This window comes from Paenibacillus sp. 01T422 (assembly GCF_056398785.1).
In genome coordinates, this window is sequence record NZ_JBFTQB010000014.1 from 12,794 (window position 1) to 31,169 (window position 18,376).

16 protein-coding genes are annotated in these 18,376 nt (G+C 46.4%); 7 read left to right on the forward strand and 9 right to left on the reverse strand.

Annotation, left to right across the window (positions count from 1 at the left end; all coding sequences use genetic code 11):
- Positions 1 to 28 precede the first annotated feature (28 nt).
- Positions 29 to 781, forward strand: coding sequence for a DeoR/GlpR family DNA-binding transcription regulator (locus AC1DUA_RS01735; RefSeq protein WP_477498079.1), 753 nt, complete (start codon positions 29 to 31; stop codon positions 779 to 781).
- A gap of 148 nt (positions 782 to 929) precedes the next feature.
- Here the strand turns inward: AC1DUA_RS01735 and AC1DUA_RS01740 are convergent, their stop codons facing one another.
- The 8 genes from AC1DUA_RS01740 to nikC form a co-directional block, all read right to left on the reverse strand.
- Positions 930 to 1,817 carry a DMT family transporter gene (locus AC1DUA_RS01740; RefSeq protein WP_477498080.1) on the reverse strand — a complete coding sequence of 296 codons (888 nt, stop codon included), beginning with the start codon at positions 1,815 to 1,817 and terminating at the stop codon, positions 930 to 932.
- Positions 1,818 to 1,832: 15 nt separating this feature from the next.
- Positions 1,833 to 3,146 (reverse strand): sodium:solute symporter family transporter, encoded by a 1,314-nt coding sequence (locus AC1DUA_RS01745; RefSeq protein ID WP_477498081.1) that lies wholly within the window; start codon positions 3,144 to 3,146, stop codon positions 1,833 to 1,835.
- 2 nt (positions 3,147 to 3,148) lie between these two features.
- Entirely contained in the window at positions 3,149 to 3,847 is a 699-nt protein-coding gene (locus tag AC1DUA_RS01750) for an AraC family transcriptional regulator (RefSeq protein ID WP_145667662.1), read from the reverse strand.
- Complete coding sequence (locus AC1DUA_RS01755) at positions 3,847 to 4,614, reverse strand: sensor histidine kinase (protein ID WP_477498082.1); 768 nt, start codon at positions 4,612 to 4,614, stop codon at positions 3,847 to 3,849. Before AC1DUA_RS01755 ends, AC1DUA_RS01750 begins: the two co-directional genes overlap by 1 nt.
- Before the next feature lie 79 nt (positions 4,615 to 4,693).
- Entirely contained in the window at positions 4,694 to 5,701 is a 1,008-nt protein-coding gene (locus tag AC1DUA_RS01760) for an ABC transporter ATP-binding protein (protein WP_477498083.1), read from the reverse strand.
- Positions 5,698 to 6,729, reverse strand: coding sequence for an ABC transporter ATP-binding protein (locus tag AC1DUA_RS01765; protein WP_477498084.1), 1,032 nt, complete (start codon positions 6,727 to 6,729; stop codon positions 5,698 to 5,700). Before AC1DUA_RS01765 ends, AC1DUA_RS01760 begins: the two co-directional genes overlap by 4 nt.
- A gap of 14 nt (positions 6,730 to 6,743) precedes the next feature.
- A complete protein-coding gene (locus AC1DUA_RS01770) occupies positions 6,744 to 7,664 on the reverse strand; it encodes an ABC transporter permease (protein ID WP_477498085.1) in 921 nt (306 codons plus the stop codon).
- 63 nt (positions 7,665 to 7,727) lie between these two features.
- On the reverse strand, positions 7,728 to 8,627 hold the full coding sequence (gene nikC, locus AC1DUA_RS01775) for a nickel transporter permease (RefSeq protein ID WP_477498086.1): 900 nt from the start codon (positions 8,625 to 8,627) through the stop codon (positions 7,728 to 7,730).
- Positions 8,628 to 8,819: 192 nt separating this feature from the next.
- On the opposite strand from nikC, the gene AC1DUA_RS01780 reads away from it, so the two are divergent.
- The 6 genes from AC1DUA_RS01780 to AC1DUA_RS01805 all read left to right on the forward strand — a co-directional run bounded on the left by AC1DUA_RS01780 (position 8,820) and on the right by AC1DUA_RS01805 (position 17,340).
- The gene (locus AC1DUA_RS01780; RefSeq protein WP_477498087.1) at positions 8,820 to 10,046 is read left to right on the forward strand and encodes an amidohydrolase; all 1,227 of its coding nucleotides are present in this window, start codon (positions 8,820 to 8,822) and stop codon (positions 10,044 to 10,046) included.
- Positions 10,043 to 11,527 (forward strand): amidohydrolase family protein, encoded by a 1,485-nt coding sequence (locus AC1DUA_RS01785; RefSeq protein WP_477498088.1) that lies wholly within the window; start codon positions 10,043 to 10,045, stop codon positions 11,525 to 11,527. Before AC1DUA_RS01780 ends, AC1DUA_RS01785 begins: the two co-directional genes overlap by 4 nt.
- Before the next feature lie 48 nt (positions 11,528 to 11,575).
- The gene (locus tag AC1DUA_RS01790; RefSeq protein ID WP_477498094.1) at positions 11,576 to 12,793 is read left to right on the forward strand and encodes an amidohydrolase family protein; all 1,218 of its coding nucleotides are present in this window, start codon (positions 11,576 to 11,578) and stop codon (positions 12,791 to 12,793) included.
- Positions 12,794 to 13,456: 663 nt separating this feature from the next.
- Positions 13,457 to 13,990: an RICIN domain-containing protein gene (locus AC1DUA_RS01795; protein ID WP_477498089.1), complete on the forward strand. Its 534-nt coding sequence runs from the start codon at positions 13,457 to 13,459 to the stop codon at positions 13,988 to 13,990.
- Positions 13,991 to 14,350: 360 nt separating this feature from the next.
- Positions 14,351 to 15,919, forward strand: coding sequence for a glutathione ABC transporter substrate-binding protein (locus tag AC1DUA_RS01800; protein ID WP_477498090.1), 1,569 nt, complete (start codon positions 14,351 to 14,353; stop codon positions 15,917 to 15,919).
- 125 nt (positions 15,920 to 16,044) lie between these two features.
- Complete coding sequence (locus AC1DUA_RS01805; protein WP_477498091.1) at positions 16,045 to 17,340, forward strand: purine/pyrimidine permease; 1,296 nt, start codon at positions 16,045 to 16,047, stop codon at positions 17,338 to 17,340.
- Positions 17,341 to 17,760: 420 nt separating this feature from the next.
- Here AC1DUA_RS01805 and AC1DUA_RS01810 read toward each other — a convergent pair whose 3' ends face one another.
- Positions 17,761 to 17,949 carry a sporulation protein Cse60 gene (locus AC1DUA_RS01810; protein WP_477498092.1) on the reverse strand — a complete coding sequence of 63 codons (189 nt, stop codon included), beginning with the start codon at positions 17,947 to 17,949 and terminating at the stop codon, positions 17,761 to 17,763.
- Positions 17,950 to 18,376 lie beyond the last annotated feature (427 nt).

Sequence of the window (18,376 nt, forward strand, 5' to 3'; positions counted from 1 at the left end):
ATATTTATCCACTGGTGGTGTTTCCCTCGTGTCATTGTTAGGCCAGGAAAGAAGAGAACTAATCTTACAAACATTGCTTCGAGACGGCAAAGTCAAAGTTCTGCCCATGGCAGAAGAGCTTGGCGTATCCTCGGAGACGGTACGTAGGGATCTCGATGCGTTGGAATTAGAGGGGCATCTCCAGCGAGTTCATGGCGGGGCCGTTCGTGTCAGTTATGAGAACGGTGAGCCCACATTCGTGCAGCGTTCGCAATTATATGTCGATGCTAAGAAAAAGATCGGTGAACGTGCGGCTCAGCTCATTGTGGACGGAGATACGATCGCTTTAGATGTAGGGACCACGATGATGGAGTTGGCGAAAGCCATTCAAGGCAAGCGAAACTTAACGATCTTGACGAACTCGCTGCCGATTGCTTCCTATCTGTCTGAGGCATTAAACAGCAATCGGTTTACGGGTAAGGTTTTTTTACTCGGCGGGCAGCTTAATCCGGAGCAGCAATCGCTCACAGGCCCCTTATGTGAACAAGTTATGGATCAGTTTTATTTGAATAAAGCATTTCTGTCCATTGGCGGTATCTCGTTGATGGGCGGAGTGACCGATTATGATTTGAACGAAACGTATATTACCAAAAAGTTTGCCAAGTCGGCACGTGAAGTTATTGTACTTGCTGATCATTCCAAAATTGGTGTCCAAGCCTTTGTTCATATCACACCGCTAGATCAGATTGATGTCATCGCATCGATAATACGAGAATTTGCTGCACCTTTTACATCAAATTAGCAAATGCCCGCTACGATTTCCCCTTGCGTATCATCTCCGCAAGACCAACCCCCTGCTCCTCGGTCTCCTCGAGCAGATCGTTGAACGGCCCGGCGTCCCTGCAGCCAATGGGACAGCCTCTATTTCAGCGGTGCGCCGTTCACTTAGCTCACGGAGAAAGCACCCTCTGTGGTTTTCTTTTAGACAGAGTCAAGGATGCCAAGGTAACACCACCCACGATGAATAAGGAACCAAGCACCTGCTGCGAAGTAACGAGCTGGCCGAGGACCAAATAGCCAACAATCATCGCGACAAATGGTTCTAGGTTCGAGAACATCGCTGCCTTCGCTGCTCCAACCTTTTGCAGCTGACTGTTCCAAACGAGGGTAACTATGCCGTGCATCAGAATAGCCGTGATAACTAATAAGACCCATGCCCAAGCTTCATGACTAATGTTCCAGCCTGTCCCACCCGCGAGTACGATCGGTACCATCGTGCCGAATCCGACCAAGGTCGAATAAAGCGTGGTTATGATAGGGGGCAGCCTGCGGGCCAGTAAACGTACTAATACAATGGAGATAGCAAATGTAATCATCGTGATGAATATCCAGAGGTGACCAATATGAAATTCAAGCCGCGCTCCATTAAAAACGACGAGAAACACTCCGGAGATTGCCACTAGCGAGCCAACCAGCATGCTTACCGTTAAAGCTTCTTTTAAAAATAGGGCAGCTAAAAGGGCTGTCGTAATAGGGGTTAGCGCGAGAATAAGCGCCGAGGTGGTCGGGTCGGCCGTTTGTAAACCTTGATAAAATGACCACTGGTTAATAAACACGCCAATGATGCCAAGCAGGATAAGCAGCTTCCACTCATTTTTGCTAATGGGAATGAAGCGGTGTCGAATCCATGTATACCCAACTAGAAACAAGGATATGAACAACAAGCGAGCCATGGCTATAAACAAAGGGGAGAATTGTTTGACTAGCATGTTTCCAAAGACAAAGTTGCTCCCCCAAAYGGTAACGCAAAAGATTAACAACAAGTAGGAACGAAGCATGTAAGTGAATTCCTCTCAATGATTTCCCAGGTGTTTCTTCATAAATTTACTGCACCAATATACAATCACGAGCAAGCTTGACACCATCATACTAACCCAGACGGCGTCTAGGTTCCCTAATTTGTATCGACTTGAATAGCCCGCGACCAGTCCGATCAGTGCACAGAGTGGAATGAAATTGTCCACTTTGCCTTTGCTAAAAACGATGACCAGCAGAGGGACAATGAGTGCCGCGTAGATAATGCCGAAGAAAAAGAGCAGATCCAGAAGTGTCGGGGTGAAAAAATAGGTAAGTGCAAACGATAGAACGCCGATCGCTACCGCCAGCATGTAACCCATGCGCATCTTCTGTTTCTCACTGGCGTCAGGCTTCAAGAGCGGATACACGTTGCCCGCAATGAGACTGATCATGGAGTGCAGCCCTGCTCCGAAAGCGGAAGTAACCGCACCGAATGAACAGAGAGCGAACAAAACCAACAGGAAGATCGTATCAATCTTACGGATAAGGTCAAACAAGAGCGAATAAATGTTATTAAAACTGCCTGTAAATATGACGACCATGATCAACGAAGAAAAGGCTAGTGGAACGGTTGCCCAGATGAGCCCGGAAAGCAGGAAGGTGGGCACGATTTTTTTGCCTTCAATCATATATAGACGCTGCCACGTTGCTTGGTCGACGAAAATTTGCCCGAAGCCAATTAATAGGCCTGTGCACATGAAAAACAAGCCTTCATGATTGTTCAGAACGAGCAAATAAGGATGGTAGAGCCGAATTCCTTGGTAGACGTTTTCAACCCCTTTTGCAAGGAAGAAATAAAGAGGGATGAGGATAGCTGCGGCGAACATCAGGATAACTTGAACGAAGGCCAAGCGCTGAATAAGGACCATTCCGCCAAAGCCGACATAGATGACGCAAAGCAGGAAGAAACACAGCATTCCGATCGAAATCGGGATCCCAAACAGGATATTGACTAACACGCCAGCAGCCATTCCCTGCATAAATAAGCCCTCTATGCTGGTGATAAGCAGAATAGCAATCATCATCCAATAGCCGAGGCCGTGCAGCTTAAATTGAAAGAAATCCCCAATGGTGAGGCCATCGCCGTACTCTCTACGCACCCTTTTCCCAAGCCAGCCAAAAGCCATCAGCGCGATAGCTCCCATTAACGCATAGCCAATTCCACCAAAGATGCCATATTTGACGAGCGCTTCGGGGGAAGCAAAGATGGTAATCCCAGTGACCCATCTGGCTAAGATCGCTATGACTCCGAGGCCGATGCCAATCTTGGCTGCTCCCTGCGCATATTCACGAAATGATTGGTAAAGCAAGATTATTTCTCCTTCTCGCGAAATTCTTTCGGTGTTTGGTTGGTGCTTTTACGGAAAATGGTGCAGAAGTAATGTTGGCTGTTGAAGCCGCTTTTCTCGGATACGGTAGAAATGCTCCAATCGGGATGGGCAATGAGATACTTTTTAGAAATCTGAATGCGGTACTGCATCAAGTATTCAGAGAATGACACGCCAACCTCGTCATGAAAGCGACGACTTAAATAGGTTGGGTTAATGTGAACCTCCGCGGCAAGATCGGCAAGCGCGAGCTTGTCAGCATATTTTTCATGGATAATAGTAAGCGCGTCATGAATCACATGGGAATACTTGGACTGCGGCATTTTATTGCGGTATTTGCTGAGAATATCAACTAATTCGCTTTGAATGACGGGTTTCGTCATGTAATCTACTACACCAAGTCGGATGGACTGTTTGGCGTAATGGAAGTTTTGGTAGGCGGTGACGATAATGAGTTCAATATCCTGATTATGCTGACGCAGTTCTTCGCCAAGCTCCAGTCCTGATTTACCAGGTAAATTGATATCAAGAAAGGCCAGATGAATCTTCACCTTCTGGCTAACGGCGGCAGCCTGGCAGCTATCGGATGCTTTGTATAAGTTCCAAAAAGGAAAAAGCGGGTGAATCAGATACTCAAGCTGTTCCAGCTCAAGAGGCTCATCATCCACGAGTAATACGTTCATTAGGGCACCTCTTTTAAGTTAGGTTCTATGATGAAAGGCCATTTCACTTGCACCTTAGTGCCTGTCTCCGGGATAGACTGGATCTGCAAGCTAGCCTGATCGGTGAAGTAGAGATGCAGACGGCGCCGAATGTTGTCTAGGCCATGTCCGCTTTTCTCCTCGATTGGGGCTTCCACTTGCTCCATCGTGCCATTATCGAAAACGGTGAGGTTGGCCATCTCATGTGCGAGGAAGAAATGGATGTCCAGGTTCACGGCTCCAATTTTTCGTTCCAGCCCGTGCTTAAACGCATTTTCAACGATGGTTTGCAGAACAAAAGGCGGAATATAGGCTTCCTGAATGTTTTCATCACATGTTAGCGTGACCGTAAGGCGAGTGCCGAAACGCAGCTTTTGAATCTCAATGTAGTACTCTGTGTAACGAATCTCCTCCCGAAGAGGAATCACAGGTTCCGTAGTTTTATATTTAAACTTAAGGAATTGGGAGAAGACCTCAAGGGCTCTGACCAACTCTTCCGTACGTTCCAATCGCGCCAAGGTTAGAATCACATTCAACGAATTGAATAGAAAATGGGGTTGAATTTGCTGATTTAATTGGTTATATAGCGATTGCTGGAGCTCTTTCTCCAGCTCTATTTTCTTTGTCTTGTTTTCCAGGAGATCAATGCGTTTCTCAAAGACGAACAAAAATAATAAAGTAATAGCTCCAATAATTGGAGCTAGAATAAACAATAAAATGAGTAAGGTAAAACCCTCAAAGCTAAGCATGAGATCCCTTCTGCATACAAGTTTTCATATATGGTTTCTCTACCAGTTTAAATTATTCGTCCTCATAAAGCGAATGAAGTCAATAATTACCTGAAGTTGCCAAGTGGCAAGCAACTTGATGTCCTTCACCGGTGTCGCGCAGCTCAGGCTCCTGTGATTTGCACGCTTCGACAACGAACGGGCAGCGCGTATGAAAGCGGCATCCTTGAGGCGGATTGATTGGCGAGGGAACATCGCCARTCAACAGGATACGCTCCTTCTTTTCCTTCTGATTGGGTACAGGAATGGCGGAAAGGAGTGCTTTGGTATAAGGGTGCTGCGGGTTATCGAAAAGCGATCTTTTATCTGCGATTTCTACGATTTTACCCAGATACATAACCATCACCCGATCAGAGATGTGGCGCACCACGCCTAGATCATGGGAGATAAATAGATAAGTCAGCTTATACTGCTTCTGCAGCTTCTTCAGCAAGTTCAGCACCTGTGCTTGAATCGACACATCCAGGGCGGAAACGGCCTCATCGCAGATGATTAGCTTCGGCTCCACAGCTAGTGCTCGTGCGATGCCGATACGTTGGCGTTGACCACCGCTGAATTCGTGCGGGTAACGATCGATATGGTCGGTCCGTAAGCCGACATTATCGAGTAGTTCCTTAATACGTTCTGTCCGTTTGTCCTTCGGAATCACATCTTGAATGGTCAGTGCTTCGCCGAGAATTTGGCGGACGGTTTGCCTAGGATTCAGCGATGCAAAAGGATCTTGGAAGATAACCTGCATATCCTTGCGCAGCTTTCTAAGCTCACTCTTATTCAGGCCCAGGACATCCTTATCCTGAAAATGGATATCTCCTCCGGTCGGTTCATCCAGACGCAATAGCGCTCGCCCAGTGGTTGATTTGCCGCAGCCTGATTCACCTACAATGCTGAGCGTTTCTCCCTCATAAATGTGAAAGCTGATGTCGTCTACAGCTTTCACATGATTCACGGTTCGTCCTAGAATGCCGCCTTTGATCGGAAAGTATTGTTTCAAATGGTTGATTTCAACTAAAACGTTTTTCTCCTTGTCACGCTCCACAGGTATTGTCATTGGATAGAATCCCCCACTTTCCTATGCGCATCAAGCTGTGCGTCCCACTCTGGTGTATACATCCAGCAGCGAACCTGACTGCCATTTCCGACATCGGTTAGCTCCGGCATAATTGTCTGACACAACTCTCTGGCGTGAGGACAACGAGGAGCAAAACGACATCCTTCAGGCATGTGATATGGACTTGGGACACTGCCTTTGATCGCTTGCAGCTCTTCTTGATCTTGGTCCGCACGAGGTAGAGAGTTAAGTAATCCGATGGTGTAGGGATGTTTGGTATTGGCAAATAACTCACCAGCATCGGTATATTCCACGATCTTGCCGGCATACATAACGGCGACGCGATCGCATGTTTCCGAAACGACGCCTAGATCATGGGTGATCATAATGATACTCATGCCCAATTGCTTCTGCAGCAGCTTCATCAAATCGAGGATTTGCGCTTGAATCGTTACATCAAGAGCTGTTGTTGGCTCATCGGCAATAAGAATCTCCGGGTTGCAAGCCATCGCCATTGCAATCATCACGCGCTGCCGCATGCCACCGCTCAGTTCATAAGGCTCTTGCTTGGCGCGTTTCTCCGGGGAGGGAATACCGACAAGACGCAGCATGTCGACGGCTTTCTCCCAGGCTTCCTTTCTCCCCAGCTTCTGGTGATGGCGAAATACCTCCGCGATCTGTTCTCCAACGGAGTAAACCGGATTTAGAGAAGTCATGGGCTCCTGGAAAATCATCGAGATTTCGTTGCCTCGGATGGCACCCATTTCTTTATCCGTTTTTTTCAATAAGTCTTGTCCTTTGAAAAGGATTTCTCCGTTAAGGATTCGTCCGGGGGGACTTGCGATCAGCCTAAGGATGGAAAGCGATGTAATACTTTTACCACAGCCAGATTCGCCTACAAGCCCAAGCGTTTCCCCTTTATGGAGCGTAAAATCAATACCGTCAACAGCTCTGCTTACGCCTTCATCGGTAAAGAAGTGTGTCTGAAGATTGCTTACTTCCAGCACCTTTTCTTGTTGTTTAAGCATCTCGTTCCCTCCTTTTAATCCAACTCGATACGTTTGTTGAAGTTGCGATACAAGACGTCGACCGCAAGGTTAACCATGACGAAAATAATGGAGGCGACAAGTACGCCACCCTGAACCATAGGCAAGTCACGCATGCGAATGGCATCTACAATCAGACGGCCAAGTCCGTTAATGGCAAAGACAGATTCTACTAATACCGTACCACCGAGCAGTACGCCGAACTGTAGACCTACCACCGTAATGACAGGAATTAGCGCATTCTTGAGAGCGTGCTTATAGATAATAATGCGTAATTTCAAACCTTTAGCTTTGGCTGTTCGAATATAATCCTGGCGAATGACATCCAGCATGGTGGAGCGTGTCATCCGGGCGACAATGGCGGCACCTGAGGCACCTAATGTGATTGCCGGTAGCACAACATGTTTCCAAGTTCCCCAGCCCGCGACAGGAAAGATGTGCATTTTCACGGAGAAAAAGTACATAAGCGAGAGCCCGAGGCAGAAGCTGGGCAAGGATACACCGAGCAGAGCGACGATCATGATCGTGATATCAGATGCCGTATATTGCTTCGTAGCGGATATGATTCCGGCAAGCATCCCGAAAACAATGGTGATGAAGATACTAGCCACAGCTAGTTCAATCGTGATAGGCAAGCGAATCATGATTTCTTTGAAAACAGGCAGATTGGAACGTAATGAGGTCCCGAAATCTCCTTGGACCACGTCAATGACGTACTGGACATATTGAATAAATAATGGCTGATCCAGCCCCAATTGATGACGAATGCGTTCAACAGTCTCAGCTGAAGCTCCTTCTCCTGCGAGCAGAACGGCGGGATCGCCCGGCACGAGCTGCATAATCAAGAATACGACTAGAATAACGCCGAGCAATACCGGGATCATCTGGAGCAGCCGGCGAATGATGTATACGATCATGGATATCCCCCCTAGAGTTTTCCTTTGGGAAAACTGTGTTCGTAAGCATACGCTTAGGTAAGCTTACTGTTTCATTCTTGGATCCAACGCATCTCTGAGTCCGTCTCCAAATACGTTAAAACCAATTACTAATGTAGAGATGGCAAGTCCCGGAAATAATGCCAAGTAAGGTACTGTGAATAAAAAGTCGCGACCATTGCTCAGCATAGCGCCCCACTCTGGCAAAGGCGGTTGAGCGCCAAGTCCTAAGAAGGACAATCCTGCGGCAGAGAGGATGGCCGTTGCGAGCCTTAGAGTAGCTTGAACGATAATTGGAGATAGGATATTCGGGAAGATATGAACGAATATGATCCGAAGATCGCTGGCTCCCAGTGAGCGAATCGCGTCGATGTATTCCAACTTTTTAACTGATAAGGTCGAACCGCGAACGATCCGAGCGAACATCGGAATGGAAAATACGCCAATGGCAATCATCACGTTGATTAAACTAGGCCCTAAGGCGCTAACGATAGCGAGTGCGAGTAAAATGCCCGGAAAAGCAAGCAAAACATCGATCACACGCATGATAACCGTATCCACCCATTTCCCGTAATAGCCGGCAAACAACCCGAGAACGATTCCGAAGAAAGCCCCGATGAATACGGCTACAAACCCTACCGAGAGTGAGAGGCGTGTCCCGACAATCAATCGGCTTAGCACGTCGCGCCCCTTGTCGTCCGTCCCCATCCAATGTTCAGCTGAGGGAGGTTTTAGTTTGTTTACTAAATCAATATGATACGGATCGTATGGTGCTAGAAGCGGAGCAAAGATTGCGACAAGGAAGTAGAAAAGAATGACATACCCGCCTATCATCGCTAACTTATTTCTCCGCAGCTTTAAATAAAATGTTCTCCACTTGCCAGGACGAGCGGAGAGAGCCTGTTTTGGTAGCGCTTGCTTTTGTTCAGCATATTCAACATTCATCTAGCAGTCCTCCTTTGTTTAATTAAAGTTATCAGAAAACAGGGCGAAGTAAATAAGCTTTGGGCAACTCGTAAAGATACCTTAAATAGAAGTAAAGATTGTGAAAATAAAACACAGAATATTCTTTATAATTGAGGGTGTACGAGCAAATCACACCGAATTTTTGGAAAAGGAAGGAAGGGTGAGCAATTCGTGAGTTCATCTTATTGGTTAACCAATGTTCGTCTGGAGAGCGGCTATTTGTATGATAATGGCGTGATCTCCGGAACAGAGACTGAAATTTGTCATCTACGTATAGTGGGCGGTATCATCAGTGAAATCATGACAGCTGATAGACCGTTCGAAACGGATCTTCCGAAGCAAGACGGCAAGAACCTGCTTATGCTGCCCTCATTTATTGAGAAACACGTTCATTTGGATAAGACGTTGATCGGGGAAACGTGGCGCGCAGTCGTCCCTGTAGCGAATATCGTGGAACGCTGCGAATTGGAAAAACGATTACTCCCTACACTGCCGATTTCGACCAAGGAGCGAGCAGAAAACTTGCTGGATACGCTGCTTAAGGCAGGCTCTACGGAGGTGCGGACGCATGTGGATATTTATCCGGAAGTCGGACTGCGGAACTTGGAAGCCGTGCAGCAAGCATTGGACACTTATGAGGGAAAACTTTCTTATGAAATCGTAGCTTTCCCGCAGCATGGCTTACTGCGATCCCAGTCCAAAGAGCTGGTTAGAGCAGCTCTTCGCGAGGGAGCTACACTGATTGGCGGCGTCGATCCCGCAATGGTGGACGGGAATATTGAAGCCTCGTTACAACAGATGATGGAGCTTGCTGTTGAGGCGAATGCGGGCGTCGATTTACATCTGCATGATCCGGATTATTTGGGTACTTTTACAATGCGACGGTTGGCAGCGCTTACGATGGAAGCGGGTTTACAAGGAAGAGTGGCGATTAGCCACGCGTTCGCTCTTGGCGAAGTGCCTGCCGGCGAGGCGGCGGAATTGTCCGCTATTTTAGCTGAAGCAGGCATTACGATCATCACAAGCGCGCCTCACAGTAGAACGCTGCCACCGGTTCCGCTTTTGCATGAGAAAGGGGTTGCTGTTGCAGCGGGCTGCGATAATATCTTTGATACTTGGCAGCCTTTCGGTAACGGAGACATCTTGGAACGAGCAGGCCGCTTAGCGGAACGCTTCCGCTGGATTGACGAGTATTCCTTGTCGCAGTCGCTTGGTTTCATTACTGGGGGTAAGACGCCGCTGGATCGAGACGGCCAACGCGCATGGCCAAATATCGGAGATGAAGCTAGCGTGGTCCTGGTGGACGCTACTTCCACGGCAGAAGCTGTCGCGAGAAGAGCTGAACGCAAGGCTGTCTTCTACCGGGGGACATTAGTGGCAGGAGGACTTGGGCGATGATCGATTTATTACTCGTTCATGGTGTGGTGATTACCATGGATCAAGAACGGCGCATTCTCGAGAATGGGGCTGTTGCGATCCACGACGGGAGAATTCTGGAAGTTGCTGACACTGAGCAACTGCTGGCGAAGTATGAGGCGAAGAGAACGATAGATTGCAATCATCACTGTATACTGCCTGGTTTGATTGACGTCCATGGTCATGGTGGTCATTCCATGTTCAAGACGATTGCAATGGACAATATCAGTTTCTGGATGCCAATCATGACGCATACTTATAAGCATTTTGTAACGGATGAGTTCTGGTATTACGAAGGTAAGCTGAATGCACTTGAACGCTTGAAGGCAGGGATCACGACAGGCGCTTGTGTGCTTGGTTCCATGCCTCGTTCAGATGATCCAATCTTCGCCCTCAATCATGCCAAAGCTTACTCCGAAGTTGGCATACGAGAGATCGTCTGTACGGGTCCTTGCAATCCGCCGTGGCCGCATTCGTTCAGTCGCTGGGTGGATGGGAAACGGATAACCAGAGAAGTAACTTACGAAGAGGTGTTGAAAGGTGCCGAGTCTGTAATTGAAGCGCTCCATCATTCACACGACGATCATATTCGTGCTTTCATCACGCCTTTCGTGATCGTTACTTCCGTTAATCCGTCAGCCCCGACGCCGCCGGATCAATTATATGGCTTAACCGATCATGATCGTTATCAGGCGAAAAAAATTCGCGAGATCGCTCGGAAATATAAAACGCGGATTCACTCGGATGCTTTTGGCGGCATGATTCATCTGGCGATTCAAGACAAAGAAAATGCTTTGCTTGGGCCCGATGTGCATCTACAGCACTGCCGCGGCATTTCATTTGATGAAGCCAGAATTCTGGCCGAAACAGGAACCAATGTTAGCTCTGCGCCAGGATTCGGACAGGTGAATGCGCGAACGCCCATTACGGAACTGATGGAGATGGGCGCAACTGTGGCGATTTCCACGGACGGTACTTCCCCGGCAGCGAGTTTTGACATGTTTCAAGCAATGCGCAAGACGCAGATGATTCATCAGGCAGCGCTCAAAGATTACTACTACTTGCCTGCTGGCAAGCTGCTTGAGATGGTCACGATTGATGCGGCCCGCTGTGTAGGTTGGGATGATGAGCTAGGCTCGTTGGAAGCAGGCAAGAAAGCGGATGTGATTACGGTTAACATGCGCCAGCCACATTTGACGCCTGAATATATGTATGTGCACAGGTTGGTCCATCAGGCAGTAGCGAGCGATGTAGACAACGTTATCGTGAATGGGAAAATCGTAATGGAAGACCGCAAAGTGCTCACCGTTGACGAGCTGACCGCCCTTGATGAGGCGAATGAAGAAGCGAAGCGGACGATTGAGCGCGCAGGACTGCAGAAGTATATGGAACCGACCAAATATTTCTGGGGCCACGCTAGGGCTTATGTGGATGAGAAACGTTTTGATCCTGAGTTACTGTAAGTGATTGCAAATTTGGCTGGGAGAAAGGGTGTAACGATCATGAGTATGATTTCTACTTATTGGCTAACTAACGTGCGTTTGGAGAGTGGCTATAGCTACGATAATGGAACAATTACAGGAACGGAGACAGAGGTCTGTCATCTCCTCATCGAAGATGGGAAGATTACGCAAATTGTCTCTGGAGAAACAACCATAGACAGTGATCTGCCTAAGCAAGATGCGAAGAACCTGCTTCTGCTTCCTGCGTTCCGCGATATGCATATTCACATCGATAAAACGTATTACGGCGGCCCATGGAAGGCTTGTTCACCGCCCGTGAACATTTTTACTCGTTTAAAGGAAGAAGAAACGCTGCTTACTCAGCTGCTGCCGACAGCTAGGGAGCGGGCGGAAGCGATGCTTGGGCTGTTGCAGAAGAACGGCACGACCCACGTCCGAAGTCATTGCAACATTGATCCCTATATCGGCTTGAAAAATCTTGAAGCCACGCTGCAAGCTTTTGAAACATTTTCAGGCAAGCTGTCTGGTGAAATCGTAGCCTTCCCTCAGCACGGGCTGCTGCGCAGCAATGTTGTGGAAATGGCGCGTGAAGCGCTGCGAATGGGAGCGACATCCATGGGTGGCGTAGATCCGGCCTCGGTCGATCAGAACATCGAGAAATCGTTGAACACGATTATGGAGTTGGCTGTAGAGGCAGATGCTGACGTGGATGTTCACATTCATGATCCCGGTCATTTAGGCATATTCACGTTCAAAAGGCTTGCCGCACTTACCGAGGAAGCGGGTTGGCAGGGGCGAGTGACCGTTAGCCATGCCCTCGGTCTTGCGGACGTTCCGGTCGAGTTGCAAAGCGAAGTGGCTGAGTTGTTTGCTCAGCTGGGTATCGCGATCACCTCCACCGTGCCGATTAACCGAGCGACGATTCCGATTCCGCTCCTCAAGCAAAAAGGCGTATCCGTGTCACTAGGCGACGATAGCATCACAGACCATTGGTCCCCATTCGGCCAAGGAGACAGCTTGGAAAGAGTTGGCCGCCTGGCGGAGCGATYCCGCTGGAGTGACGAGCGCTCGCTTGGGCAAGCGCTTGGCTTCATTACAGGCGGCAAGACTCCGCTTTCCGCGGAGGGCGCCCGCGTCTGGCCGGCGGTTGGCGATGAAGCAAGCGCGGTGCTCGTTCACGCGAGTTGTTCGGCGGAAGCGGTAGCGCGAAGAGCGGAGCGCCAAGCGGTACTGTATCGCGGGAATGTCGTTTCCGGTTCATTGTAATCACCAAAGGCATAGTTTTCTCTCAATTGGGAGGGGGCTATGCTTTTTTTATATTTTGGGGTAAGCAAGGCTTATCCCAAATTTAAGTTTAGGGCTACCTCGGGTCACCCCGTGGTGCCATGGGATGCTTCGTTGCACTTTGTGCAACATAGAGCGGTCTACTGTTTGTAATTCCAGCCCTCGTTGCACAAAGTACAATCAATTTGGCCCTGGTACACGAAAATAGCGGTTTGTAGCTCGTAATGTTGTACTAAGTACAATATAGGGGAGTGCGGAGGGCTAAATGCGGTCATAATGTTGCACAAAGTACAACATACATCGTCCATGAGGACGGTGTCCTTTTTATTACTTGATGATCTGTGGTCGTATTTCACGTTCTGAATCCATGGTTTTGCCGATTTTGCACAGTGTAATCTGGTTTCAGTTGTGGGTTTCTCAAATCCATGATCATATTTGTCATGCTAGTACAGAATACCCCGAAAATATCAATGAAAAGAGTGATCACTCTAGTGTAGGATGAAATTGAAATTACTCCCAAATAAAGAATTTAATGAGAACTTAAGAGAGTTTACTGATTTAGGGGGTGATTAATGCGTAATACATAAAACTCGTTCTTAATCTCCACAGACGCAAGTTAATAAATTAAAAGAGGAGTGTGTTTTCATGAAACAATTTCTAGTTAGGTACGGATTGATATCGTTTTTGGTGCTTGTGTTAGTTGCATCTATATCGTCATACACAGTAACTTCGACATCGTACGCCTCTGGAACACCGGTTGCTCTGAAACTTATTAATGAACACAGCTTAAAGGCTCTGTCAGTCAGCGGAGGGGATAAACAAGCAGCAGGTGCGCTTATTCAACAATTTACGAATGTAGAAGCCGATTATCAGAAATGGTATCTCGAATATTTAGGAAACGGATTTTATAATATCAGAAACGTAGGCAGCGGATATTTATTGGATGTCAGTGGAGCATCTTCATCTGATGGGGCCAATGTTATTCAATGGCTAAGCAATGACGGGTGGAATCAACAGTGGGAAATTATCGCAACTGGCGAAAAAGACTCCGTGAAAATTAAAAACCGAGGCAGTGGCAAGTTATTGGATGTGTCGGGACAATCGACATCCGATGGAGCGCAAGCCATCCAATGGAATGATAATGGCGGCCACAATMAGCATTGGTATTTATTATCCTAACGTTATGCAGGACTATATTTGTCAAACCTAAAAAACCGTCAAGGTGAACTTGACGGTTTTTCTTATGTATGCAACGAAAAGAAGTAAAGATTATATAAATACAAGTAAAGATTGTGAAACCAAATTATCTGAAAATTATTTATTATCTAAATAAGAAGACCATTCATTCGTAAAGGGGATTTTGCATGAAGGATAAAATGTTAACGCTTTCTTGATTGGCTTTTGTTTGCATAACGAAAGTAGTAAAGATATTGTAAATAAACGTAAAGAATGTGCAATGTTCTATAGCTAATTTTTTCTATAATGCTTATAAGCAATTTAAAGTATTAGATAAACGATCGAAATAGGAGGGTTTATTCAATGAAAAGAAATCTTATTCTCGGCGGCTTTCTCGCGATATCTCTTGCAGGTATGTCGGTGTTGGCCGGATGCTCCTCTTCACCAGATTCGACAACAGATAGTGGGAAAGCTGCGGAAACTTCCCAAGCAGGCGGTACGCTGACCATTGCAAGAAAGGCGGACGCGAACAACCTGGATCCTCAATTTATAACAAACATTCCTTCAGCGAACTACATTTTCGGTAAAGTTTACGAAGGCCTACTCTCAACAGATAAAAATATGGAGTACAAGCCTGCTTTGGCATCAGAATGGAAACAGGTCGATGACTTAACTTGGGAGTTCAAGCTGCGTCAGGGTGTGAAGTTCCATGATGGAACGCCGTTCACGGCAGAAGCGGTTAAGAAGACCATGGAGCGTGCTCTGGATCCAAAAGTAAATTCACCAAGAGCAAGTAATTTCTCCATGGTCAAAGAAGTGAAGGCAGTGGACGACTATACCGTACAGTTCATATTGTCCTATCCGTATGCCCCTATTCTGTCCATTCTTGCCAGCAATGAAGGCAGTATCCTTAGCCCGAAAGCTATTGCAGAACAAGCTGACAAGCTGTCGAAAAACCCGATTGGAACAGGGCCATTCAAATTCCAGTCCTGGACGCCAGGGCAAGAGATGGTGCTTGTCAAAAACGATAGCTACTGGGGAGAGATTCCGAAAGTAGATAAGGTTGTTTATAAAGTAGTACCTGAGGATACTACGCGGGTCGCCATGGTGGAATCGGGAGAGGTTCAGATTAGCGATCAACTGCCTGTAACCGAATTAGACCGTGTGAAAAATTCATCTACCATGACGTTGGCTCGCACCGAAGGGCTTGGCGTAGAATATATCGGGTTTAATGTGAAGAAGAAACCGTTCGATGATGTGCGTGTTCGTCAGGCATTCTCCTATGCCATTGAGAAGGACTCCATTATCAAAGGTGTCTATAACGGCGTGGGAAGCAAAGCGATCTCGGCTCTTTCTCCTAAAATGATTGGTTTTAATGCTAATTTGGCCGAATATACGTACAACATCAACAAGGCAAAAGAACTGCTTGCTGAAGCTGGTTTCCCAAATGGTTTTAAAACATCCATTGTGACAGATGATAGAAAAGAGCGTATTAACCTGGCAGAAGTGGTTCAATCTCAATTGAAAGGGATTGGCATTGACCTCGAAATCAAAGTGATGGAGTATGGTGCTTATCTGGATATCACAGGTAAAGGCGAACACAACTTGTTTATCGGTGGTTGGGGGAACGCAACCGGCGATGCGGATTATAATCAGTACAATGTGTTTCACAGTTCGTCCCATGGCAGCAAAGGTAATCTAGCTTTCTATACCAATGCGGAAGTGGACAAGTTAATCGAAGAAGGCCGTCGTGAGAAAGATGTGGAGAAACGGAAAGCGATTTACGCGAAAGTACAAGACATTGAAATGAAAGAAAGTCCGTTAATTCCAATTCGAACAATTGATCATGTAGCAGTAACGGCTAAAAATGTCAAAGGATTCTCGTTAAATCCAATAGGCTATCTGATGCTGAACGATGTTACTGTAAAGTAAAAGCGGGGGGATTTTGAGCTACGCTCAGTGATCCCTACAGCCGGGGGATTTTGAGCTACGTTCAGTGATCCCTACAGCGGAGAGACTTTGAGCTACGCTCAAAGGTCCCTATATTAGGAGGTATAATGGAAACGCAAAATCGCCGGTTCTACGGCAGCTTAAGCACATTTCAATGGTTTATTTTCCTGCTGGCCAATTCTGTCGCACTACCTATCGTGATCGGCGGCATTTTTCACTTGTCGATTGAGGAAGTATCGGCGTTGATGCAGAGAACATTTCTGGTTGTTGGTTTGAGTTCTTTCATTCAAGGATGGCTCGGGCATCGGTATCCGATTGCGGATGGGCCCGCAGGTTCATGGGTCAGTGTGTTTGTGATTTTAGCTGACGTAGCAGTCAGACAGGGTCAAAGCCTGAAGGAAACACTGCAAATTTTGGAGGGTGGATTCATTATTGCAGGTTTGCTCCTTCTCATTCTCGGCTTGAGTGGGTATTTCTATCGTTTGCTGTTCCTGTTCACCCCTCTGGTTACCGGCTCATTTCTTTTGATCTTAGCGCTTCAACTTAGCGGTGTTTTCATGAAAGGCATGATAGCCTTACAAGGAGAAGCATCCCTTCCTGATTATGGAACCGCAGCAATATCGTTTGGCGTCTTTATTCTCGTCATCCTTCTTTCTGTCAGGGGTAAAGGTTGGATCAAAAATTATGCCGTGTTAATCGGAATCTTATCCGGTTGGCTGCTGTATACTTTGCTCGGCAAAAGTTCAGGTGCACTTAGTACGAAGGAAGCTTGGGTGAAGCTGCCGGATATTTTTGGATGGGGGAACCCGCAATTTAATGCCGGAATTGTGATCACGGCGATTCTGTTTACGTTTATATTAGTCTCTAATACGATTGCTGCAGTTTCGGCTGTCAGCCAAGTCGTCCCGGAGACTCCGAGGAAATTAAAAGAAACGCTGAATCGCGGTGGGATAGCTGGCGGAATTTCTCATCTGTTATGCGCTTTCTTCTCAACGATTGGGGTCGTTCCGTTACCGGTTTCCGCGGGTTTTATTCGACTAACCGAACAGACCCGAGTTCGTCCGTTCCTTGTGGCTTGTCTGGTCTTATCAGGTATTTCATTAGTTCCAGCTATCGTTAACTTCTTGGCGCTGCTCCCAGGTCCAATCGCTACGGCGGCATTACTGGCATCTTTTGTTCAAATGATTGGGATCGCTTTTCAGTCTATTCTTAGAGAGACACTCGATCAACGCCGATTGACTATTCTGGGCATCACACTGCTGATTAGCATCGGACTTATGTTTCTACCATCGACAGCATTCCAGGGACTTCCATCGATCTTGCAATATGTATTCAGCAATGGATTGCTTGTAGGGACAATGATCGTGATCTTGCTAGAACAACTTTGGAAAGCTGAAAAATGAGGATGATCCCTAACTTAAAATAAGGGGCAATTCATTTAGCGAGTTAATTGCTAAATGGATTGCCCCTTTTATTTGCAAATTTGTTGCATCAGGTTTGAAGTTAACTAGATGTGGACAGCCTTATTTTCATCACATTAATCTATGGTTCATCGTAAATTCCACCAGATATAATTAGACGACAATGCTCATGCATGTTCATTTTGCGAACCTCCCTGCTTTTAAAAAAAGTAAAGCTTATGCTTGTGAAAACCTCTTCGTGACATCATGACTGGGAATTCAGGTATGGCGTAAGATGACATAAACCAATACTCCTGCGAGAAAAAGTGTCGATACCAATGAGATTAACTTAAAAAAAGTTTCAACTCTTGATTTCATATCAGTACCTCTTTAATAGTTGATAAAACGCAGAAAAATCGGTATTTATTCTTTTGTTTTATAAACAATAAGGATGGAACTACGTTGGAGTCCGGCATCATTTCTTCCTGCCTTCAGGATAGAGCCATAACATACGTTAATAACTTGATCATCCGTCAACTCAGCCAGAAATTGATTAGCTCTCGACTCTGCGTAGGATGAATCCGTGTCCAAAAATTCTTTTACTTGAATCACCGTCAAAACCCCCTTTCATTAAAAATACATTGAATATAGAAAAAAAACAGAAATACAACAAGACATTCCGATTTAGACGTGGAATGTCTTGCGTATTCCTCTGACCATACCAGAGAAAGAAAACGCTGTCAATCAACTTTGGAAAATCTGGTTGCAAGATAATTATTGTCGTTATCTTAGCCTTAAGGCTGGGGGATACGGCTATTTTTTTGCGTTGTAGGATGTTCCAAATTCTAACACTAGGTTGACGACTTTATTTTATTAATATTATAATATATAATGTTAGGATAAATATTTTAAGGATAAGAAAAGAGAATTCAATTTTTTACTATAGATGGGGGGATTTATAAGTGGAAATAGGTGTAGATACATTTGTCGAGACAACGCCGGATGTTCATACAGGCAAGACGATAAGTCACGCGGAGAG